Source organism: Micromonospora sp. HM5-17 (assembly GCF_003762835.1).
Classification (GTDB): domain Bacteria; phylum Actinomycetota; class Actinomycetes; order Mycobacteriales; family Micromonosporaceae; genus Plantactinospora.
The window spans coordinates 1,026,027-1,042,907 of the sequence record NZ_RJWA01000001.1 but is presented as its reverse complement, the minus strand read 5'-3'; the positions used below and the strand labels follow the sequence as shown (position 1 = coordinate 1,042,907).

The window sequence follows — 16,881 nt, the reverse complement described above, 5'->3', positions numbered from 1 at the left end:
CGTCGGCGTAATCGCGACCTTCGCGGCCCCGGCGCGGCGAACCGCGCGGGACCCGCTCGGTCGTTACCAGCGGTAGTGCGCGAAGGCCTTGTTGGACTCAGCCATCTTGTGGGTGTCCTCACGCCGCTTGACGGCGGCGCCAAGACCGTTGCTTGCGTCGAGCAGCTCGTTCATCAGCCGCTCGACCATGGTCTTCTCCCGACGGGCACGGGCGTAGGTGACCAGCCAACGCAGCCCGAGCGTGGTGGCCCGGGGGGGACGCACCTCGACCGGCACCTGGTACGTCGCGCCACCGACGCGGCGGCTGCGGACCTCCAGGGTCGGCTTCACGTTGTCCATCGCGCGCTTCAGGATGACGACCGGGTCGGTACCGGACTTCTCCCGGCAGCCCTCGAGCGCCTGGTACACGATGCGCTCGGCGAGCTGACGCTTCCCGCGCAGCAGGATCTTGTTCACCAGCTGGGTGACCAGCGGGGAGTTGTACACCGGGTCCGGGGCGATCGGCCGGCGCGGAGCGGGGCCCTTACGCGGCATGTCAGCTCTTCTCCTTCTTCGCGCCGTAACGGCTACGCGCCTGCTTGCGGTTGCGGACGCCCTGGGTGTCGAGCGAGCCGCGAATGATCTTGTATCGCACGCCCGGGAGGTCCTTCACCCGGCCGCCCCGGACCAGCACGAGGGAGTGCTCCTGCAGGTTGTGCCCCACACCGGGGATGTACGCGGTCACCTCGATCTGGCTGCTGAGCTTCACACGAGCGACCTTGCGCAGCGCAGAGTTCGGCTTCTTCGGGGTGGTGGTGTACACGCGCGTGCACACGCCGCGTCGCTGGGGACTCCCCTTCAGCGCCGGCGTCTTGGTCTTGCTCGTCTTCGCCTGGCGGCCCTTGCGGACCAGCTGCTGGATCGTGGGCACCGGGTTTCTCCGCTCCCTTCGGTCACCTGTGGCGACCGCGCCGTGTCATAGCCGCCCTCGCGAGTGGCTCTCCTACATTCCAACCAGGGCCGTCTTGCGACGGTCCCGGCACCCGCGGTCGGGCGTGTCGCCCCCTCGCGGGCTCCGGCACCTCGATTCGGCGCCGGATTCCAGCTCGTCGGCACGCTGCCGCGTCCCGACCTGTTCGACGTTGCCGTGTCGCTACTCGGTGGCGGATGCCAGCCCGAGCGCACGCACGAGTTGCCCGGGCATGCCCGGGCACGAGAGGAAAGAGTACCTACCCTGGGTGGGCACGTCAAAACAGGTCCCCGATGGTTGTCAACCACCTCCGGTGGGGATCCGTCCGTCGTGTCGCTCCCGCGCAGGCACTACCACCGTCAGTGTACCGGCTGGGTCGGCGTCCCGGCTCGTCGGCCCGGCAACCGGGCCGGCCGTACGACCTGACCCGCACGCCACCGGCGGTCGCCCGTTCGCCGTGATCCCGGCGGCACTCGGACAGGGGCCCGGATCAGGCCTGGAGCAGCACCGCCACCGCAAGGGCCAGCAGGGTCAGCGCGAGGCCGACCCCGCCGCAGCTCATGCCGGCGATGGCCAGGCCCCGCCCGGTGAACCGGGCGGCGGACGACCCACGGGCGGGGTCCGCCGGGCCCGACGCCGGCCGAGCCGCCGGCTCCGGGCTCGGCCCCGCGCCCGCCGTCGAGAACGGCGCGCCGGTCACCGGGGACCCGGCCGGTCCGGTCGTGACGGGGACGGGTCCGGGCGGCGACGGTGGACCGGGACGCCGGGTCTGCCGCCGCCCGACCTCGCCGAGCGCCACCGCGGCGAGACCGAGCAGCCCGGCCAGCACCGCGAAGGCACCCGCCACCCAGCCACCCCACCCCGGTTCGGCCCCGGCCAGCCCGAAGCAGCCGACGACGAAGGCGACGAGGACCGAACCGATGCCGGTGCTCAACGCCGCGACGGCCGGCCCCGAGGTGATCGCGGGCACGTCCAGCTGGACCACACCGAAGGGCGTACCGGGAACCGGATCCACCCGGCGGGGAGGACGCCAGGACTCCCTGGGCGGCGCCGGCACCGCCGGCCGGCCCTGCCCCCACGGCGGGGCCGGCGGCGGTCCGACCGGTCCCGGGTACGCCGGCAGCCCGCTGCCCGACGGCACCGGGTATCCGGGGGAGTACGTCGTCACCGGGCCGGCCGACGATGCCGTCGGGTACGGCCCACCGGGTCCCGGCGGATACGGCCCGCCCGTCCCGAACGACGACGGGGCGCTTGAGGCGACCGGGGCGGACGACGGCGACGGTGCGGCGCCCGGCGTGAAAGGCGCAGGTGAGGAGGCCGGACCACCCGCGACGGACGGACCCGCCGGACGCGCCCACTCGCTGACCGGCGCGGCTGGCCACCCCGACTGTTCGCTCGGCAGGGTGTACGACGACCCGGGATGTCGCGGTTCGGGGCCGATGGACGGCGCGGCTCCCGCCGTACGGTCCGCAGCCGGCGGTTGTGCCTCGTCCGTCACGCCCATCCCCCCTGACCACCGGACCGGCTCGGAGCGTACCGCCCAGGGGCCGGTCCGTCACCGGCCGGACGCCCTCGCGTCTGCCAAGCGACAGGCTACCGTCAGCGGCCACCAATGGGGCGCGCGGCGAGCCGGCCCGCCGGACGCACGGCGTACGAACCGACACGTGGACCGCGTACGACGACGGACGCCGACTCACGCACCGGGTGGGCACCGCGCACCGGCCGGGACGGCGCGGCGGCTCCCCGACCGACACACGACACGAGCCGGTCGGGTGTCCGGCGACGGCTTCCTCCGGGCGGGGCGGGACCCGGGCGGCTGCCCTCAGTCGACGCCGGGTGCGAAGTCCTGGCCGGTCGGGGCCTCGGCGAGGTTCAGCACACCGATGACGGTCACCACCACCAGCGTGGTGAGTGCCAGCACCAGTCCGGCCCAGGCCAGCCGCTCACCACACCGCAGCCACGCGGCGCCGGTGAGGTAGCCGCCCGAGGCGTACGCCTCCCGGCGCGCCTGCCGGACGAGCAGCATCGCGACCGTGGCCGGCACGACACCACCGACGAACGGGCCGGTCAGCAGCGCCACCAGGCCGAGGGCGAAGACCGCGCGAGACTTGGTCGAGCGCACCGGGTCCGGGTCGAGCGGATGGCGCAGCGCCGGACCGGAGGCACCCACCGGCATCGTCGTCACGATCCCAGCCTACAAACCGGCCAGGCCTGCGCCAGACGCACGGCGCCCCGTACGTCGTCGGGTGACGACGTACGGGGCGCCCGAGGCGTTCCGTCAGCGGTACGACCCGAAGTCGAAGTCGTCCAGCGGCACCGCCTGGCCGCTGGCCGGCCCGAACCCGTAGTCGGTCTCCGGGTAGCCGGTCATCGAGTAGACCTTGGCCTTCGCCTCCTCGGTCGGCTCGACCCGGATGTTGCGGTACCTGCTGATGCCGGTACCGGCCGGGATGAGCTTACCGATGATCACGTTCTCCTTGAGACCGATGAGCGAGTCGCTGCGCGCGTTGATCGCCGCGTCGGTCAGCACCCGGGTGGTCTCCTGGAAGGAGGCCGCCGAGAGCCAGGAGTCGGTGGCCAGCGAGGCCTTGGTGATACCCATCAGCACCGGACGCCCGGCAGCGGGCTCGCCGCCCTCGGCCACGAGCCGGCGGTTCTCCGCCTCGAAGACCGCCCGGTCAACCAGCACACCGGGGAGGAACTCGGTGGAGCCCGAATCGATCACCGTCACGCGCTTGAGCATCTGCCGGATGATGATCTCGATGTGCTTGTCGTGGATGAGCACACCCTGCGACCGGTAGACCTCCTGCACCTCCTGGGTCAGGTGGACCTGGACCGCCCGCGGGCCGAGGATCCGCAGCAGCTCGTGCGGGTCGATCGTGCCCTCGGTGAGCTTCTCGCCGACCTCGACGTGATCCCCGTCGTGGACCCGCAGCCGAACCCGCTTGGAGATCTTGTCGTGGACGATCTCGTCGCTGCCGTCGTCCGGCACGATGATGATCTTCCGCGACCGCTCGCCGTCCTCGATCCGGATCCGGCCCGGGCTCTCGGCGATCGGCGCCTTGCCCTTCGGGACCCGGGCCTCGAAGATCTCCTGGACCCGGGGCAGACCCTGGGTGATGTCCTCACCCGCGACACCACCGGTGTGGAAGGTCCGCATCGTGAGCTGGGTACCCGGCTCACCGATCGACTGCGCGGCGATGATGCCAACCGCCTCGCCGACGTCCACGGTCTTGCCGGTCGGCAGCGAACGGCCGTAGCACGCGGCGCAGACGCCCAGCTTCGACTCGCAGGTCAGAACGCTGCGCACCCGGACCGTGTCGATGCCGGCGGCAATCATCTTGTCGACCAGGATCGAGTTGATGTCCGCACCCCGCTCCGCCACCAGGTTGCCGTCGGGGCCCTTGATGTCGTCGGCCAGGGTACGGGCGTGCACGCCGGTCTCCACGTGCTCGTGCACCACCAGCTTGCCGTCGACCTTCTGGGCGATCGGCATCGTGATCGCCCGGTCGGTGCCGCAGTCCTCCTCGCGGATGATGACGTCCTGCGACACGTCCACCAGACGGCGGGTCAGGTAACCCGAGTCGGCGGTCCGCAGCGCGGTGTCGGCAAGACCCTTCCGGGCACCGTGGGTGGAGATGAAGTACTCCAGCACGGAGAGGCCCTCCCGGTAGCTGGCCTTGATCGGCCGCGGGATGATCTCACCCTTGGGGTTGGCCACCAGGCCACGGATCGCCGCGATCTGGCGGAGCTGGAGCAGGTTACCGCGGGCACCCGAGTTGATCATCTTCCACAGCGGGTTCTCCTGCGGCAGCGCGCTCTCCATGTCCTTGGCGACCTCGGTGCTCGCCTTGGTCCAGATCTCGATGAGCTCGAGGCGGCGCTCCTCGAGCGTCATCAGACCGCGCTGGTACTGCTTGTCGATCCGCTCGGCTTCCTTCTCGTACCGCTCCAGGATCTCCCGCTTGCGCGGCGGCGCGATGACGTCCTCCATGCCGATCGTCACGCCGGACCAGGTGGCCCAGTGGAAACCGGACTCCTTGAGCCCGTCGAGCGTGGCGGCGAGGGCCACCTTCGGGTACCGCTCGGCGAGGTCGTTGACGATCGCGGAGAGCTGACCCTTGCGGATCTCGTAGTTCACGAAGCGGTAGCCCTGCGGCAGGGTCTCGTTGAACAGCACCCGACCCAGCGTGGTCTCCACCGTGATCGGATCGCCCGGGGTCCAGCCCTCCGGCGGCGTCCACCGGGGCGCGCCGGGCCCGTTGTCGACCTCGGTGATCCCCCGCAGCCGGATCTTCACCGGGGCCTGCAGGTGGAGTTCGCCGTTGTCGAAGGCCATCCGCGCCTCGGCGTCCGAGCTGAACACCCGACCCTCACCCACCTCACCCGGGGTCAGGTGGGTGAGGTAGTAGAGGCCGATGACCATGTCCTGGGTGGGCATGGTGACCGGCTTGCCGTCGGCCGGCTTGAGGATGTTGTTCGACGAGAGCATCAGGATCCGCGCCTCGGCCTGAGCCTCGGCCGACAGCGGCACGTGCACCGCCATCTGGTCGCCGTCGAAGTCCGCGTTGAACGCGGTGCAGACGAGCGGGTGGATCTGGATCGCCTTACCCTCGACCAGCTGCGGCTCGAACGCCTGGATGCCGAGCCGGTGCAGGGTCGGCGCCCGGTTCAGCAGCACCGGGTGCTCGCCGATGACCTCCTCCAGCACGTCCCAGACGACCGGCCGCTGCCGCTCGACCATCCGCTTCGCGGACTTGATGTTCTGCGCGTGGTTGAGGTCCACCAGCCGCTTCATCACGAACGGCTTGAACAGCTCCAGCGCCATCTGCTTGGGCAGACCGCACTGGTGCAGCTTCAGCTGCGGACCGACCACGATCACGGAACGGCCCGAGTAGTCGACCCGCTTGCCCAGCAGGTTCTGCCGGAACCGGCCCTGCTTGCCCTTGAGCATGTCCGAGAGCGACTTCAGCGGCCGGTTACCCGGGCCGGTGACCGGACGACCGCGGCGGCCGTTGTCGAACAGCGCGTCGACGGCCTCCTGGAGCATCCGCTTCTCGTTGTTGACGATGATCTCGGGCGCGCCGAGGTCGATCAGCCGCTTGAGCCGGTTGTTCCGGTTGATCACCCGGCGGTACAGGTCGTTCAGGTCGCTGGTCGCGAAGCGGCCACCGTCGAGCTGCACCATCGGGCGCAGGTCCGGCGGGATCACCGGTACGCAGTCCAGCACCATGCCGAGCGGCGAGTTACGGGTGTTGAGGAACGCCGCGACCACCTTCAGCCGCTTGAGCGCCCGGATCTTCCGCTGCCCCTTGCCGGTCCGGATGATCTCGCGGAGACCCTCCGCCTCCGCCTCCAGGTCCAGGTTCTGGACCAGCGCCTTGATCGCCTCGGCGCCCATCCCACCGGTGAAGTACTCGCCGAACCGGTCCCGCAGCTCCCGGTAGAGCAGCTCGTCGGTGATCAGCTGCTTCGGCTCCAGCTTGCGGAAGGTCTCCAGCACCTCGTCCAGACGGTCGATCTCGCGCTGCGCCCGGTCGCGGATCTGGCGCATCTCGCGCTCGCCGGCCTCCTTGACCTTGCGCCGGACGTCCGCCTTGGCACCCTCGGCCTCCAGCTCGGCCAGGTCGGCCTCGAGCTTGGCGGCCCGCTTCTCGATCTCGGAGTCGCGGCTGTTCTCGGCCTGCCGCTTCTCGGCCAGGATCTCGTTCTCGATGGTGGGCAGGTCGCGCTGCCGCGCCTCGGTGTCGACGCTGGTCACCACGTACGACGCGAAGTAAATGATCTTTTCGAGATCCTTCGGCGCCAGGTCGAGCAGGTAGCCGAGCCGGCTCGGCACGCCCTTGAAGTACCAGATGTGCGTCACCGGGGCCGCCAGCTCGATGTGCCCCATCCGCTCACGACGGACCTTGGAACGGGTCACCTCGACGCCGCAGCGCTCGCAGATGATGCCCTTGAACCGGACCCGCTTGTACTTACCGCAGTAGCACTCCCAGTCCCGCTGCGGACCGAAGATCTTCTCGCAGAAGAGCCCGTCCTTTTCCGGCTTGAGGGTGCGGTAGTTGATCGTCTCAGGCTTCTTGACCTCGCCGTGCGACCACTGCCGGATGTCGTCGGCGGTCGCGAGGCCAATCCGCAACTCGTCGAAGAAGTTGACGTCGAGCACGTTATATGTCCCTCGTGTCGTGTCGTTCTGCCGCTGCTAGCTCACCGGGGGCTGGAGGTCTGGGGCGGCGTGACCCGTACGGGGATCACGCCTGACCGCCCGGAGCGGGTCGCACCGCCCCAGACCCGCCACGCGCCTTACACCTCTTCGACCGAGCTCGGCTCGCGCCGGGACAGGTCGATACCGAGTTCCTCCGCAGCCCGGAAGACCTCGTCGTCGGTCTCGCGCATCTCCAGAGCCACACCGTCGCTGGAGAGCACCTCAACGTTGAGGCACAGCGACTGCAGCTCCTTGAGCAGCACCTTGAAGGACTCCGGGATGCCCGGTTCCGGGATGTTCTCGCCCTTGACGATCGCCTCGTAGACCTTGACCCGGCCCAACACGTCGTCGGACTTGATCGTCAACAGCTCCTGCAGGGCGTACGCGGCGCCGTACGCCTGCATCGCCCAGCACTCCATCTCGCCGAACCGCTGGCCACCGAACTGCGCCTTACCACCCAGCGGCTGCTGAGTGATCATCGAGTACGGGCCGGTCGACCGAGCGTGGATCTTGTCGTCGACCAGGTGGTTCAGCTTGAGGATGTAGATGTAGCCGACCGCGATCGGGTCCGGCAGCGGCTCGCCGGAACGGCCGTCGAAGAGCCGCGCCTTGCCGCTACGCCCGATCAACTGCTTGCCGTCGCGGTTGGGCAGCGTCGACTCGAGCAGACCGGCGATCTCCTCCTCGCGGGCGCCGTCGAAGACCGGCGTCGCCACGTTGGTGTCCGGTTCGGCCTCGTGGGCGTCGATCGCGCGCAGCGCTCGCTTCCAGTCCGCGTCGTCGCCCACGACCTTCCACCCGGTCTTGGCTACCCAACCGAGGTGGGTTTCCAGGACCTGGCCGATGTTCATCCGGCTCGGCACACCGAGCGGGTTGAGCACGATGTCGACCGGCGTGCCGTCCTCCAGGAACGGCATGTCCTCGACCGGCAGGATCTTGGAGATGACCCCCTTGTTGCCGTGCCGACCGGCGAGCTTGTCACCGTCCTGGATCTTCCGCTTCTGCGCCACGTAGACCCGGACCAGCTCGTTGACGCCCGGCGGCAGCTCGTCGCCGTCCTCCCGCGAGAAGGTCCGTACACCGATCACCGTGCCGGTCTCGCCGTGCGGCACCTTCAGCGAGGTGTCCCGGACCTCCCGGGCCTTCTCACCGAAGATCGCACGGAGCAGCCGTTCCTCCGGGGTCAGCTCGGTCTCACCCTTGGGGGTGACCTTGCCGACCAGGATGTCCCCGGTCACCACCTCGGCGCCGATCCGGATGATGCCGCGCTCGTCGAGGTCGGCGAGCATCTCCTCGCTGACGTTCGGGATGTCGCGGGTGATCTCCTCCGGCCCCAGCTTGGTGTCCCGCGCGTCGACCTCGTGCTCCTCGATGTGGATCGAGGTGAGGATGTCCTGCTGGACGAGGCGCTGCGACAGGATGATCGCGTCCTCGTAGTTGTGGCCCTCCCAGGGCATGAAGGCGACGAGCAGGTTCCGCCCGAGCGCCATCTCGCCCTTGTCGGTGCACGGCCCGTCCGCGATGACCTGGCCGGCCTCGACCCGGTCCCCCTCGAAGACGATCGGCTTCTGGTTGACGCAGGAGCCGGCGTTCGAACGACGGAACTTGTGCAGCAGGTACGTCCGCCGGTGGCCGTCGTCCTGGTGGATGGTGATGTAGTCGGCGCAGAGGTCCTCGACCACGCCACCGACCTCGGCCACCACCACGTCACCGGCGTCGACCGCGGCCCGGTACTCCATGCCGGTGCCGACCAGCGGCGCCTCGGCCTTGATCAGCGGGACCGCCTGGCGCTGCATGTTGGCGCCCATCAGGGCCCGGTTGGCGTCGTCGTGCTCCAGGAACGGAATCATGGCCGTCGCGACGGAGACCATCTGCCGCGGCGAGACGTCCATGTAGTCGACGGCGGACGGCGCGACGAAGTCGACCTCGCCGCCCTTCCGGCGGACCAGCACCCGGTCCTCGGCGAAGCGGCCGTCGCTGGTCAGCGGCGCGTTCGCCTGGGCCAGGACGTACCGGTCCTCCTCGTCCGCGGTCAGGTAGTCGATCTGGTCGGTGACCCGGCCGTCCACGACCTTCCGGTACGGCGTCTCGATGAAGCCGAACGGATTGACCCGGGCGAAGGTGGAGAGCGCACCGATCAGGCCGATGTTGGGGCCTTCCGGCGTCTCGATCGGGCACATCCGGCCGTAGTGCGACGGGTGCACGTCCCGGACCTCGAAGCCGGCCCGCTCCCGGGACAGACCGCCGGGGCCGAGCGCGCTCAGCCGGCGGCGGTGGGTGAGACCCGCCAGCGGGTTGGTCTGGTCCATGAACTGCGAGAGCTGCGACGTACCGAAGAACTCCTTGATCGCCGCCACCACCGGGCGGATGTTGATCAGGGTCTGCGGCGTGATCGCCTCGACGTCCTGGGTGGTCATCCGCTCGCGGACGACCCGCTCCATCCGGGAGAGGCCGACCCGGATCTGGTTCTGGATCAGCTCGCCCACGGTACGCAGCCGGCGGTTGCCGAAGTGGTCGATGTCGTCGGGCTCGTAGCCCTCCTCACCGGCGTGCAGCCGGCAGAGGTACTCGACCGTGGCGACGATGTCGTCCTCGGTCAGGATGCCGGTGGTGATCGGTACGTCGATCCCGAGCTTCTTGTTGAACTTGTAGCGCCCGACCTTGGCCAGGTCGTACCGCTTCGGGTTGAAGAAGAGGTTGTCGAGCAGCGTCTGGGCGTTCTCCCGCGTCGGTGGCTCGCCCGGCCGCAGCTTGCGGTAGATGTCGAGCAGCGCCTCGTCCGCCCCGGCGATGTGGTCCTTCTCCAGGGTCGTCATCATCAGCTCGGACCAGCCGAACCGCTCGCGGATCTGCTCGTTGGTCCAGCCGATCGCCTTGAGCAGGACGGTGACGGCCTGCCGGCGCTTGCGGTCGATACGGACACCGACGGTGTCGCGCTTGTCGATATCAAACTCCAGCCAGGCACCCCGGCTCGGGATGACCTTCACACTGGAGAGGTCGCGGTCGGAGGTCTTGTCCGGCTGCTTGTCGAAGTAGACGCCCGGGGACCGGACGAGCTGGCTGACCACGACGCGCTCGGTGCCGTTGATGATGAAGGTGCCCTTCGGCGTCATCATCGGGAAGTCACCCATGAACACCGTCTGGCTCTTGATCTCGCCGGTGGTGTTGTTGGTGAACTCCGCGGTCACGAAGAGCGGCGCGCAGTAGGTCAGGTCCTTCTCCTTGCACTCCTCGATCGAGGCCTTGACCTCGTCGAAGCGCGGCGAGGAGAACGAGAGCGACATCGTGCCGGAGAAGTCCTCAATGGGACTGATCTCGTCGAGAATCTCAGCGAGACCCGATCGAGCGTGCGGGTCGTCGGCCGACCGGCCCTGCCAAGCCTCGTTGCCGATCAGCCAGTCGAAGGACTCGTTCTGGATGGCAAGGAGGTTGGGGACCTCGAGGTGTTCGGTGATCCTGCCGAAGGAGATTCGGCGGGGCGCGAAAGCGCTCGACGTACGACTGGTCTTCGCAGGGCGGGAAGCTGCCAAGATGCGTCCTTCCGAGGACCGGTGCTGCTAGATGCGGCTGTTATGCGTGCACTCCAATGACCCCACTAGAAACGCCCAAAATGGGACATTCCGAGCAGGGGTCAAGTCGGAAGGCAGCGCAAACTAGCAGTGTAGCCGAGCGGCTAACCGCTGTCCAGGCCACCACGGCGGGGCGCCGGACAACGTGTCGCCAGCCCTCGGCCGGCTGCGCTCAACGGCGCTTACCCGTCCCGTACGCATCCCGCTAGGCCACAGTCAGCGGCCGGTGGTGCCGCCGCTCCTACCCAGGTGTCGGCCGTCGCAAGCGCGGAAGGTCTTGCTGTTGTCAGCGTGCCTGCCGCTTCGTGCCGCGTCAAGGGTTGATACCCGGGTCGGGCAACCTCTTTGGGCCCGCCGGTCCCATGACGCAGCGCCTCCGGGACCTTAGCCCCCGACCGCCGGTCTGGTCAAAGCGCTGATCATCGGTGGATGCCGGCCATCAACGGACGAAAACGGGCGGCGACCTGTTGCCAGATCGCCGCCCGTCGGCGCTGTGCTGTGTGTCAGCTCACTCGAACCGGCACGACCACCCTCCCGGCCTCGTGACGGCGGCCACGGCCCCGGTCGGCGGCGCCGGGACGCCACCACCGCGCGGGCCCGGGAGGACTCGACGGTCCGAGTTACTTGAGGGTGACCTTCGCGCCCTCGCCCTCGAGCTTCGCCTTGGCCTTGTCGGCGGTCTCCTTGTTGACCTTCTCCAGGACCGGCTTCGGAGCACCCTCGACCAGGTCCTTGGCCTCCTTCAGACCCAGGCCGGTCAGCTCGCGCACGACCTTGATGACCTGGATCTTCTTGCCACCGTCGGCCTCGAGGATGACGTCGAACTCGTCCTTCTCCGGCTCGGCCTCGGCGGCCGGGGCAGCCGGGCCGCCGCCGCCCTGGACCATCGCCACCGGCGCGGCGGCGGTGACCTCGAAGGTCTCCTCGAACTGCTTCACAAACTCCGAGAGCTCGATCAGCGTCATCTCCTTGAACGCGTCGAGCAGCTCCTGGGTGCTGAGCTTCGCCATGTCTGGCGTCCTTTCCTTACCTTGTCACACGAATATCGGGGTACGCCGAGGCCGGCCGTCTCAGGCCTGCCCCTCCTTCTCACGCTTCTCCTGCAGGGCAGCCGCCAGGCGGGCGGTCTTCGCCAGCGGCGCCTGGAACAGCGCGGCGGCCTTGCTCAGGTTGCCCTTCATCGCGCCGGCCAGCTTGGCCAGCAGCACCTCACGGGACTCGAGGTCGGCGAGTTTGTTGACGTCGTCCGCGGTGATCGCCCGGCCCTCGAAGATCCCGCCCTTGATGACGAGCTTCGGGTTGGCCTTCGCGAACTCCCGCAGACCCTTCGCCGCCTCGACCACGTCACCGGAGACGAAGGTCAGCGCGGTAGGACCGGTGAACAGCTCGTCGAGGCCGGTGATGCCCGCCTCCGCCGCGGCGCGCTTGGCCAGCGTGTTCTTCGCCACCGCGTAGGTGGTCTCCCGACCGAGCGAGCGACGCAACTGGGTCAGCTGGGCGACCGTCAACCCGCGGTACTCGGTCAGCACCGTCGCTTCCGCCTTGCGGAAGTGCTCGGTGAGTTCGGCGACGGCGGTGGCCTTGTCGGCCCGAACCGGCTTGTCCGCCATGTCCCTCCTCTCTCGTTGCTCCAGGCTGATCACCGTCGAGGCCGATCGGCCGTCCGGCGTGATCGGGCTTCGGGGTGTCGACAGCTCCGCCACAACGAGAAACGCCCCGGCGCAGGGCGCACGGGGCGAGAGGGATCACGCGAGCATGATCCGGCACGCTACCGTCTCTCCCTGCGCGGGCCGCCCGTGAAACGGGACCTTCGACCGTGCCGAGGCACGGTGACCAGCGGTCTCTGGGTGATGACTTCGGCCAAGCAGGCTTGGCCGAGGTTAAAGCCTACGGCACGGCCCGGGTGACGACCAAATCACCCCGGGTGCCCCACGTCACGCCCGCCGCCGCCGCAACCCGGCGTAACCCGCGATCGCCACCGCGCTCCAGAGCAGCGCGTGCCCGGTCAGCAGCGCGATCTCCGCCCCGGTCGGCCCGGCGGCGCTCGCCCGGGCGACCGCCAGCACCGGCGGCACCAGCCAGGGAACCACGGAGTCCCGCAGACCGAAGACGAAGACACCGACGACGCCGCAGACCAGGATCACCACCCCGTACAGCGGGCTGGTCACCGCCGCCCGGCTGGCCAGCGCGCCAAGCCCCACGGCCGCGGGCAGGGCGAGCAGGTGTGCCCACAGTCCGATCGCCAGCCCGACTCCCAGCTCACCCGCACGCACCGGAGCGGTCACCCCGCCGACCAGCCAGGGCACGGCGAGGGCGAGCGGGATCAACGCCACCCCGACCACGCCGGCGGCGAGCAGCCCGCCGACGAACTCCGACCGGCGCCCGGCCGCGACCGCCACGAGGCGACGCTGCGTGTCGGGCTCGGTGTCCAACAGGAGCTTGGTCTGCCAGGCCAGGATCGGGAAGAGGACCACCGCCGAGACGCCGTACGCCTCGGCCGCCTCCGCCCCGGCGCCGCCGTGCAGGACGACGAGGGCCACGAGTCCCGCGACCAGGGGCGGGACCGCCCGGGCGGTCCGCACGAAGCCGCCCAGCCGCATCCGGACCATCGCGATCACTGTGCCTCCCCAGTGCCGTTCCGGTCGCCGGACCCGACCAGCGGGGCGGACCCGGCCGGGCTCCCGCCCGCCACGCCGACCGGCGCGGCCGGCGTCGCCCCGCCAGCCGACACCACTCCGGCCGCCGGGGTCGCCCCGCCCGGAGCGGGCCCCGCGGTGTCGGCCGAGGCAGCCGGCGCCTCCGGCGTACCCGCCGGGCGCGTCCCGCCGGTTCCCGGCGCCCGGTCACCCGCCGACTCCGGGCGCGCGACCGGAGCGGCAGATACCGGCTCGGCGCGCGGAGCAGGGGTGGCCGGGGTCTCGACGGCTACGGGGGCACCGGATGTTGGGGCAGCCCCGGGTGGCGCGCCGGCGGCGGGTGCCCCGGACTCGGCCACCGCGGCCGGTCCCTCCCCTGATCCCACGTCCGGGCCGGGCGTCGTCTCGGCCGCCCCATCCGTCGGCTCGGGAGGTCGTACCCGCAGCACCTGGTGACCGGCGGCGCGCAGGTCCGCGACGACGCCCGCCACCCGGAAGGCCGGCACCGCCAGCTCGACCACCGAGATCCCCCCGGGGGCGACGCTCCCGGCGATCGTCGGAAACACCACCGAGACGGACCCGTCGGCGACCGTCCACTGCTCCGCGTCGGGCAACCGGACCGTCTCGCCCCGGTGGTCGCTGACCAGGACGGCGCCGCCGGCCTCGCGGACCTCCCGGATCAGTTCGGGCACCAACTCCCGGGTCGGGCCGTCCAGTCCCTCCCAGGGTTCGTCGAGGATGAGCAGATCCGGCGGCCGGAGCAGCGCCTGGGCGAGTCCGACCTTCTGCGCCGTCCCCTTGGAGAGGGCGGAGAGCCGTACGTCGAGGTACGCCGCCAGCCCCAGCCGTTCCGTCCAGTCCGCGACCGTCTGCGTCAGGGCCGAACCGGAGATCCCCCGGATGCTGCCCATCGCGGTGAGGTACTGACGGACGGTATGCGGCTGGTCCCCGGGAAACCGCTCGGGAACCCAGCCGACCGTGGCGGGTCGGTCCCGGACCGCCCCCCGGGTCGGGGTCAGCACCCCGGCAGCCAGCTGCAACAGCGTCGACTTCCCCACACCGTTACGCCCCAGCACCACCGCGCTGCGGCCGGGGCCGAGTTCCAGGTCGACGTCACGCAGTACCCATGGCGCGCGACGGCCGTACCGCAGCCAGACCCGATCGAGACGCACCAGTGGAGACTGCCACACCACGGGTCAAAAGGCGACGCGGGGCGCCCGCGTCCGTACGCCGGGCGCCCCGCGTCGTCGGGACGACTGCTCCGGTGCCGAGGCTCAGGCCTCGACCGCCTCCCGGAGGTTCTTCACCACGTTCGGGTCGACCGGAACGCCGGGCCCCATCGTGGTGGTCAGGGTGATCTTCTTGAGGTACTTCCCCTTCGCCGCGGACGGCTTGGAGCGCAGCACCTCCTCGAGCACCGCCGCGTAGTTGTCGATCAGCTGCGCCTCGGAGAACGAGGCCTTGCCGATGATCAGGTGCAGGTTGGCGTGCTTGTCCACCCGGAAGGTGATCTTACCGCCCTTGATGTCCGAGACGGCCTTGGCGACGTCCATGGTCACCGTGCCGGTCTTCGGGTTCGGCATCAGACCGCGCGGGCCCAGGATCCGCGCGATCCGGCCGATCTTGGCCATCTGGTCCGGCGTGGCGATCGCCGCGTCGAACTCCAACCACCCCTCCTGGATCCGGGCCACCAGATCGTCGGTGCCGACCTCGTCCGCACCGGCGGCGGTCGCCTCCTCCGCCTTCGCGCCGGCCGCGAAGACGATCACCCGAGCGGTCTTGCCCGTACCGTGCGGCAGGTTGACCGTGCCGCGGACCATCTGGTCGGCCTTACGGGGGTCGACGCCGAGCCGCATCGCGACCTCGACCGTGGCGTCGAACTTGACCGTGGTGGTCTGCTTGGCCAGCCGTACGGCCTCGAGCGGGGTGTAGAGCCGGCTCCGGTCGATGGCCTCGGCGGCCTTGCGGTAGTTCTTGCTGCGTTGCATCGGCGAACACTCCTGTGGTCTCTGTCGGGCCGCGAGCGCGGCCCTCCCACGATCAGCGGGGATGGGGTGGGGGAATCAGTCCTTGACCGTGATGCCCATCGACCGGGCGGTGCCGGCAATGATCTTCTCGGCCTGGTCGACGTCGTAGGCGTTGAGGTCGGCCATCTTCCGCTCGGCGATCTCGCGGAGCTGGGCACGGGTGATGGTGCCGACCTTCTGGCTCTGCGGGACGCCGGAGCCCTTCTGCACGCCGGCGGCCTTGAGCAGCAGCCGGGCGGCGGGCGGGGTCTTCAGCACGAAGGTGAAGGTCCGGTCCTCGTACACGCTGATCTCGGCAGGCACGATGTCGCCGCGCTGCGACTCGGTCTGCGCGTTGTACGACTTGCAGAACTCCATGATGTTGACGCCGTGCTGACCCAGCGCCGGACCGACCGGCGGCGCCGGGGTGGCCTGGCCCGCCGGGAGCTGAAGCGTGAACGTCTTGACGAGCTTCTTCTTCGGAGGCATGTCTCTTCCTGGGCGTGAACTGGAAAGGTGCACCTGCCGGCGCCGTCGGCGCGCACGGCCGAGCGCGCCTGCGGACAGGCGACGGTCAAGCCTAGCGCAGCGGGATGTCGGGCGATCCGTCGAGGTCGGTCCGGACCATCGGGCCGGGCGTGACGGGTGGGAATCCACACCGGTCCCGGGGCCGGCCCGATCCGGGGGCGGGGTCGCCCCCGGTGCGGCCCAGGGCCGACGGTCCGCAGCCAGCGGCAGCGGACCGCGGAAGGTTCACCCCGGCGGGTGCCCGGCCGTCAGATCTTGGCGACCTGGTTGAAGTTGAGTTCGACCGGGGTCTCCCGGCCGAAGATCGACACCAGGACCTTGAGCTTCTGCTGGTCGGCGTTGATCTCGCTGATCGTGGCCGGCAGCGAGGCGAAGGCACCGTCGGTGACCGTGACCGAGTCGCCGACCTCGAAGTCGAGGACCTTGACCTCGGGCTTGGCCTTCTTGGTCTCGGACTCCACCGCGGGCGCGAGCCACTTCACCACCTCGTCGAGCGAGAGTGGCGCCGGGCGGTCCGCCCGGTCGGTCGCGCCGACGAACCCGGTCACCCCGGGGGTGTTCCGCACGCAGGAGTACGACTCCGGGGTCAGCTCCATCCGGACCAGGATGTAGCCCGGAAAGACCTTCGCCTGGACCTGCGACCGCTTGCCGTTCTTGACCTCGACCTCTTCCCGGGTCGGCACCTCGACCTGGTAGATGTACTCCTCCATGTCGAGGCTGGTGATCCGGGTCTCCAGGTTCGCCTTGACCTTGTTCTCGTACCCGGCGTACGAGTGGACCACGTACCAGTCGCCCGGCGCGTACCGCAGCTTCTGCCGCAGCTCGGCAACGGGGTCGAACTCCTCGTCCGACTCGGTCGCGCCGAGCTCCGGTTCGTTGGCGGCCTCGACCGACTCGGCACCGCTCGCCGTCGCCACCGCAGACTGCTCGTCCGGGGTCTCGGCGGTCTCGTCGTACTCAGGCACGCTCGCTCACTTCCGTCACTATC

At 70.0% G+C, this 16,881-nt stretch carries 13 protein-coding genes; all 13 read right to left on the bottom strand.

Annotated features, from left to right (window positions below; genetic code table 11):
* Positions 1-63: 63 nt before the first annotated feature.
* The 13 genes from rpsG to nusG all read right to left on the bottom strand — a co-directional run bounded on the left by rpsG (position 64) and on the right by nusG (position 16,858).
* Positions 64-534 carry a 30S ribosomal protein S7 gene (gene rpsG / locus EF879_RS04735; RefSeq protein ID WP_123554914.1) on the bottom strand — a complete coding sequence of 157 codons (471 nt, stop codon included), beginning with the start codon at positions 532-534 and terminating at the stop codon, positions 64-66.
* Position 535: 1 nt separating this feature from the next.
* Positions 536-910, bottom strand: a complete 375-nt coding sequence (gene rpsL / locus EF879_RS04730) for a 30S ribosomal protein S12 (protein WP_123554912.1) — start codon at positions 908-910, stop codon at positions 536-538.
* Positions 911-1,439: 529 nt separating this feature from the next.
* Complete coding sequence (locus EF879_RS04725; RefSeq protein WP_123554910.1) at positions 1,440-2,117, bottom strand: phage holin family protein; 678 nt, start codon at positions 2,115-2,117, stop codon at positions 1,440-1,442.
* Positions 2,118-2,771: 654 nt separating this feature from the next.
* Positions 2,772-3,125 (bottom strand): hypothetical protein, encoded by a 354-nt coding sequence (locus EF879_RS04720; protein WP_123554908.1) that lies wholly within the window; start codon positions 3,123-3,125, stop codon positions 2,772-2,774.
* Positions 3,126-3,227: 102 nt separating this feature from the next.
* Complete coding sequence (locus EF879_RS04715) at positions 3,228-7,115, bottom strand: DNA-directed RNA polymerase subunit beta' (protein WP_123554906.1); 3,888 nt, start codon at positions 7,113-7,115, stop codon at positions 3,228-3,230.
* A 137-nt stretch (positions 7,116-7,252) separates the two neighbouring features.
* Positions 7,253-10,684: a DNA-directed RNA polymerase subunit beta gene (gene rpoB, locus EF879_RS04710; protein WP_123554904.1), complete on the bottom strand. Its 3,432-nt coding sequence runs from the start codon at positions 10,682-10,684 to the stop codon at positions 7,253-7,255.
* Between the two features lie 659 nt (positions 10,685-11,343).
* Positions 11,344-11,733, bottom strand: a complete 390-nt coding sequence (gene rplL / locus EF879_RS04705; RefSeq protein ID WP_123554902.1) for a 50S ribosomal protein L7/L12 — start codon at positions 11,731-11,733, stop codon at positions 11,344-11,346.
* A 60-nt stretch (positions 11,734-11,793) separates the two neighbouring features.
* Complete coding sequence (gene rplJ, locus EF879_RS04700; protein ID WP_123554900.1) at positions 11,794-12,333, bottom strand: 50S ribosomal protein L10; 540 nt, start codon at positions 12,331-12,333, stop codon at positions 11,794-11,796.
* Positions 12,334-12,657: 324 nt separating this feature from the next.
* Positions 12,658-13,332, bottom strand: coding sequence for a hypothetical protein (locus EF879_RS04695; RefSeq protein ID WP_370375451.1), 675 nt, complete (start codon positions 13,330-13,332; stop codon positions 12,658-12,660).
* Positions 13,333-13,337: 5 nt separating this feature from the next.
* On the bottom strand, positions 13,338-14,531 hold the full coding sequence (locus EF879_RS04690) for an ABC transporter ATP-binding protein (RefSeq protein ID WP_123554896.1): 1,194 nt from the start codon (positions 14,529-14,531) through the stop codon (positions 13,338-13,340).
* 102 nt (positions 14,532-14,633) lie between these two features.
* Positions 14,634-15,347 carry a 50S ribosomal protein L1 gene (rplA, locus tag EF879_RS04685; RefSeq protein WP_123554894.1) on the bottom strand — a complete coding sequence of 238 codons (714 nt, stop codon included), beginning with the start codon at positions 15,345-15,347 and terminating at the stop codon, positions 14,634-14,636.
* Between the two features lie 75 nt (positions 15,348-15,422).
* Positions 15,423-15,854 (bottom strand): 50S ribosomal protein L11, encoded by a 432-nt coding sequence (rplK, locus tag EF879_RS04680; protein ID WP_123554891.1) that lies wholly within the window; start codon positions 15,852-15,854, stop codon positions 15,423-15,425.
* A gap of 287 nt (positions 15,855-16,141) precedes the next feature.
* Positions 16,142-16,858 carry a transcription termination/antitermination protein NusG gene (gene nusG, locus EF879_RS04675; protein ID WP_123554890.1) on the bottom strand — a complete coding sequence of 239 codons (717 nt, stop codon included), beginning with the start codon at positions 16,856-16,858 and terminating at the stop codon, positions 16,142-16,144.
* Positions 16,859-16,881 lie beyond the last annotated feature (23 nt).

Bases quoted from the DNA above. Each gene is read 5' to 3' on its own strand.
- rpsG (WP_123554914.1), bottom strand. From the start codon at position 534: ATGCCGCGTAAGGGCCCCGCTCCGCGCCGGCCGATCGCCCCGGACCCG.
- EF879_RS04720 (WP_123554908.1), bottom strand. From the start codon at position 3,125: ATGCCGGTGGGTGCCTCCGGTCCGGCGCTGCGCCATCCGCTCGACCCG.
- rplL (WP_123554902.1), bottom strand. From the start codon at position 11,733: ATGGCGAAGCTCAGCACCCAGGAGCTGCTCGACGCGTTCAAGGAGATG.
- rplJ (WP_123554900.1), bottom strand. From the start codon at position 12,333: ATGGCGGACAAGCCGGTTCGGGCCGACAAGGCCACCGCCGTCGCCGAA.
- EF879_RS04695 (WP_370375451.1), bottom strand. From the start codon at position 13,332: ATGGTCCGGATGCGGCTGGGCGGCTTCGTGCGGACCGCCCGGGCGGTC.
- rplA (WP_123554894.1), bottom strand. From the start codon at position 15,347: ATGCAACGCAGCAAGAACTACCGCAAGGCCGCCGAGGCCATCGACCGG.
- rplK (WP_123554891.1), bottom strand. From the start codon at position 15,854: ATGCCTCCGAAGAAGAAGCTCGTCAAGACGTTCACGCTTCAGCTCCCG.